The 4,211-nt window shown below is 65.3% G+C and carries 5 protein-coding genes and 1 pseudogene; 1 reads left to right on the top strand and 5 read right to left on the bottom strand.

The window, feature by feature from the left end; genetic code table 11:
* Window positions 1–227: pseudogene (locus tag QZS21_RS11680) on the top strand (hypothetical protein); the annotation flags it as partial.
* A 158-nt stretch (window positions 228–385) separates the two neighbouring features.
* Here QZS21_RS11680 and uvrC read toward each other — a convergent pair.
* From uvrC to rbr, 5 genes are all read right to left on the bottom strand, one after another.
* Window positions 386–2,215, bottom strand: coding sequence for an excinuclease ABC subunit UvrC (uvrC, locus tag QZS21_RS11520; RefSeq protein ID WP_295583539.1), 1,830 nt, complete (start codon window positions 2,213–2,215; stop codon window positions 386–388).
* A 15-nt stretch (window positions 2,216–2,230) separates the two neighbouring features.
* Complete coding sequence (locus QZS21_RS11515) at window positions 2,231–2,590, bottom strand: DUF2752 domain-containing protein (RefSeq protein WP_295583537.1); 360 nt, start codon at window positions 2,588–2,590, stop codon at window positions 2,231–2,233.
* Window positions 2,577–2,924, bottom strand: coding sequence for a DUF4234 domain-containing protein (locus QZS21_RS11510; protein ID WP_295583535.1), 348 nt, complete (start codon window positions 2,922–2,924; stop codon window positions 2,577–2,579). Before QZS21_RS11510 ends, QZS21_RS11515 begins: the two co-directional genes overlap by 14 nt.
* Window positions 2,925–3,071: 147 nt before the next feature.
* Complete coding sequence (locus QZS21_RS11505) at window positions 3,072–3,335, bottom strand: HPr family phosphocarrier protein (RefSeq protein ID WP_295583533.1); 264 nt, start codon at window positions 3,333–3,335, stop codon at window positions 3,072–3,074.
* A 256-nt stretch (window positions 3,336–3,591) separates the two neighbouring features.
* Window positions 3,592–4,125 (bottom strand): rubrerythrin, encoded by a 534-nt coding sequence (rbr, locus tag QZS21_RS11500; RefSeq protein ID WP_295583531.1) that lies wholly within the window; start codon window positions 4,123–4,125, stop codon window positions 3,592–3,594.
* Window positions 4,126–4,211: the final 86 nt, after the last annotated feature.

The raw sequence follows: 4,211 nt of genomic DNA, 5'->3' as shown, positions 1-4,211 counted from the left end.
CTGGCGTCATGTTTGTTTTGCAGCTGGGAGCCGCCTGCGGCACGCTGCTGCTGGGGGTATTGCTGGATAAACTGAGTCCGCTGCTGATGTCGCTGCTGATCTATTGCGGTATGCTGGCGTCGCTGCTGGCGCTGGGCTGCGTCACCTTTTTGCTGCTGGACCGGGCGCTGGAGCGCCTGACGGCCCTGTGGCGGCGGACGCTGCGCAGGCGGCTGTTCCACCCGTAGACCCCGCCAGCGGGCAAAAAAAGGTTCCGGGACCGGCGCTCGCCGGTTCCGGAACCTTTTCCGTCTGCGTCCCTGGGACAGCCGCGGCAGACCGGCCCCCGGCGCGGGTATCTTCCGCCGCGCCCCGGGCCTCCAACCGCCGCCCTCTCCCGGCAGCGTCACGGGGCCTTGGGGTGGAAGTGGTTCCACACCGCCTCCGCCGTGGACCGGGGCACCACCGCCGCCAGGGTATCCACATCCGCCTCCCGGATGGCCCGCACGGACCCCAGAGCCTTCCGCAGGGCCTCCCGGCGCTTGGGCCCCACCCCGGGGATGTCGTCCAGCGCGGAGCGCAGGGTGCTCTTCCCGTGGCTCTCGTGGTGGTAGGTGATGGCAAAGCGGTGGGTCTCCTCCTGAATCTGGCCGATGAGGGTGAACACCGCCTGCTGGGTCACGATGCCGATCTCCCGGCCGTCCGGCGTCACCAGGGCCCGGGTCCGGTGGCGGTCGTCCTTCACCATGCCGAAGATGGGCACCGTCACCCCGAAGGACGCCGCCACCGCCAGCGCCGCGTTGGCGTGGGTCACGCCGCCGTCGATGAGGAACACGTCCGGCAGGGGCAGGAACTTCTCGTCCCCCTCGGCGGCCCGCTGCAACCGGCGGCGCAGCACCTCCTGCATGGAGGCGTAGTCGTCCGGGTGACCCTGCAGCTCCTTGATGCGGAAGCGGCGGTAGGCGGATTTCAGGGGCCGGAGGCCGCTGTACACCACCATGGAAGCCACGATGTCGCTCTTTCCGGTGTTGGAGATGTCGAAGGACTCCATCCGCTTTGGCGGGGCGGGCAGGTCCAGCATCTTCGCCAGCAGGGCCAGGGTGTGGGCGGTGCGCTCCTCGGCGGTGGTGGCCCGCTCCGCTTCCTCCTGGGCGTTGCGCTGGGCCATGGCCCGCAGCTCCGCCTTCTCCCCCCGCTGGGGCACGTGGACCCACACCCGGCGGCCCGCCCGCTTGGTCAGGACCTCCGAGAGGCTCTCGCAGTAGCCCTCCGTCTCCAGGGGCAGCAGAATCTCATGGGGCAGGATGGACCGGGGCAGGTAGTACTGGGCCGTCAGGGCGGAGAGCATCTCCTCCTCGCTCTCCTCGATGGGGGCGGTGAACAGCTCCGCCTCCCGGCCCGCCAGATTGCCCTCCTCCATGTGCAGCACGGCGTAGCAGCACTTGCCCGCCCCCCGGTACAGCCCCCAGATGTCCGTGTCGGCGCACAGTCCCGCGATGACCGTCTGCTTTTTCTCCAGGGCGCTGATGGCGTTGATCCGGTCCCGGAGCAGCGCCGCCTGCTCAAAGCGCAGGGCCTCCGCCTCCGCCTCCATCTCCTCCGTCATCTCCCGCAGCAGCTGGCGGCCCTTGCCCTCCAGCAGCTGGCAGGCCTGGCGGATGCGGCGGTTGTACGCCTCCGCCGTCATCTCCGGGCGGCAGAAGCCGTCGCACCGGCCCATGTGGAAGTTCAGGCAGGGCCGCTCCGCCCCGATGTCCCGGGGGAAGCGGCGGTGGCAGGTGGGCAGGCGCAGGGCGGTGCACACCGCGTCCAGGGCCTGCCGGGTCTCGTACCGGCCGCCGAAGGGGCCGAAGTATTTGGCGCCGTCGTTGGCCCACTTGTGGACCATGGAAAAGCGGGGGTACGTCTCCTTGGACAGCCGCACGAAGGGGTAGCCCTTGTCGTCCTTCAAAAGGATGTTGTACCGGGGCATGTGCCGCTTGATGAGGGAGTTCTCCAGCACCAGGGCCTCAAACTCGCTGGAGACGAAGATGGTGTCGAAATGGTCCACCTGGGACACCATCTGCCGGGTCTTCGCCGTGTGGGAGGCGCTGTCCTGGAAATACTGGCTCACCCGGTTCTTCAGTTTTTTCGCCTTGCCCACGTAGATGACCTTGCCGGTCTTGTCCATCATCAGGTACACCCCGGGGGCCAGGGGCAGGTCGTTGGCCTTTTCCCGCAGCTCGTCCTTTGTCATCGCCAGCCTCCTCTCTCACAGTCCCGTCAGATTCCGTAAAACGCCCCAGGCCAGCAGCGCCGCCGCCAGGGCCAGGGCCGTCCGCTCCCTCCGCCGCCGCTCCCCGCCCCGCAGGCGGTCCAGCCCCAGCCAGAGCAGCACCGGCAGGGCCAGCGCCAGCCCCCAGTTGTGGCCCGGCGCCTCCAGAAATCGCCCGTGGAGGACGGCCAGGCACATCTCCGTGACGCCGCAGCCCGGGCACCGCAGCCCCGTCAGGCGCCGGAAGGGGCAGGAGAGCCGCAGCCCCATGGGGATCAACACATAGCCATAGAGGAGGCCGGCGCAGAGCACCCCCGCGCCGGCCTTCCACCATCGTCTCTTTTTATATTCCGGCATATTCGTTCAGCTCGGACTGGAGCAGCGCGAAGGCGATGATCCCAAATCCCAGCACGCCCAGCAGCAGGCACAAAATGCCTAGGTGGCCCTCCAGCCGCCCGTTCCGCGCCCGCAGGGCGTCCATCAGCTCGCCGCAGCGGTACAGCCAGTACAGCCCGTAGATCCCGCAGGTGACCAGGCTCAGCAGCAGCACCGTTCCGCCGCCGGGAATGCCCTCATCCCGGGCCAAAAAGCGGATGTCCTCCGCCAGGCAGTACATCCAGTACAGGCTGTACAATCCGCAGGTGACCAGGCACAGCACGATGCACAGGGGGATGCTCTTTCTCTCCATCATACGCGATACGCTCCGGCGGACTCGGCGTCCGCCCGCTCCCTTCCCGTTTGGTATTCCGTTGCATTGTACCATATCCGCCCCCGGGGCGCAAGAGGGCAAGACAAAACGGCCCCGCCGAAAGGCAGGGCCGCGGGAACGGGCCGTGTGTTATTCGCCGAAGTTGTCGTTGACCAGCTCCACCAGAGCGCCCACCGCTTCCTTCTCGTCGGCGCCGTCCGCGATCAGGGTGATGGTGGTGCCCTTCACAATGCCCAGGGACAGCACGCCCAGCAGGCTCTTGGCGTTGACGCGGCGATCCTCCTTCTCCACCCAGATGCCGCTCTTGAACTCGTTGGCCTTCTGGATAAAGAACGTAGCGGGTCTGGCGTGCAGACCTACCTCATTGTTGACGGTGATCTCCTGTGTATACATGATACAGCTCTCCTTTTCTATACCAAGTCAAACTTCGCAGCTTCGCATAGTAAGTCATATTTCTGCTACCATCATAACTGGTTTTTCCCGTCCCGTCAACGGTGATTTTCACAAACATTTGATAAAAAGCCGCCGCCGGGCACTTCCTTTTTGGTAGTTTGTACCACTTGGGCGGCTTTTCATACCGGTTTCTCCCGCATTTTCCGGAATCTTTGCAGAAAACCGCCGCATATGCGGCGGTTTTCTGCAAAATGTATCAATAATTGAACGCTTTGACCTGGAAATAGGCCTGGGGGTGGTTGCAGACCGGGCACACGGCGGGGGCGTTCTCCGCCACCTCCACGTGGCCGCAGTTGCGGCAGAACCACATGACCTTCTCGCCCTTGCGGAAGACCTCGCCCTTCTTCAGATTGTCCAGCAGCTTCAGATACCGCTCCTCGTGGGTCTTCTCGATCTTCGCCACGCCCTCGAACTGGGCGGCCAGGGCCAGGAAGCCCTCCTCCTCGGCGGTGCGGGCCATCTCGGCGTACATCTTGGTCCACTCCTCGTTCTCGCCGGCGGCGGCCGCCGCCAGGTTCTCCTCGGTGGTGCCGATGCCGCTGAGGGCCTTGAACCACAGCTTGGCGTGCTCCTTCTCGTTCAGAGCCGTCTCCTGGAAAATGGCCGCGATCTGCTCATAGCCGTCCTTCTTGGCCTTGCTGGCAAAGTAGTCGTACTTGTTGCGGGCCTGAGACTCCCCTGCAAACGCAATCCACAGATTGGCCTCCGTCTTGCTTCCCTTCAGTTCCATGTGATTGATCCCCTTTCATATTCCTATCTTTCTTCCGCCGCACATGCGGGGCAGAGTCCTGTGAACATCAGCTCGTGGCCCTCCAC

Origin of the sequence: uncultured Oscillibacter sp., assembly GCF_900544955.1 — a bacterium.
Taxonomy (GTDB): Bacteria; Bacillota; Clostridia; order Oscillospirales; family Oscillospiraceae; genus Oscillibacter.
The sequence above is the reverse complement of the archived record's forward strand: the minus strand, read 5'-3'. Positions and strand labels throughout refer to the sequence as shown.

Excerpts from the sequence above, each read along its gene's own strand:
- QZS21_RS11510 (WP_295583535.1), bottom strand. The coding sequence starts at position 2,924 with ATGATGGAGAGAAAGAGCATCCCCCTGTGCATCGTGCTGTGCCTGGTC.
- QZS21_RS11505 (WP_295583533.1), bottom strand. The coding sequence starts at position 3,335 with ATGTATACACAGGAGATCACCGTCAACAATGAGGTAGGTCTGCACGCC.
- QZS21_RS11515 (WP_295583537.1), bottom strand. The coding sequence starts at position 2,590 with ATGCCGGAATATAAAAAGAGACGATGGTGGAAGGCCGGCGCGGGGGTG.
- uvrC (WP_295583539.1), bottom strand. The coding sequence starts at position 2,215 with ATGACAAAGGACGAGCTGCGGGAAAAGGCCAACGACCTGCCCCTGGCC.
- rbr (WP_295583531.1), bottom strand. The coding sequence starts at position 4,125 with ATGGAACTGAAGGGAAGCAAGACGGAGGCCAATCTGTGGATTGCGTTT.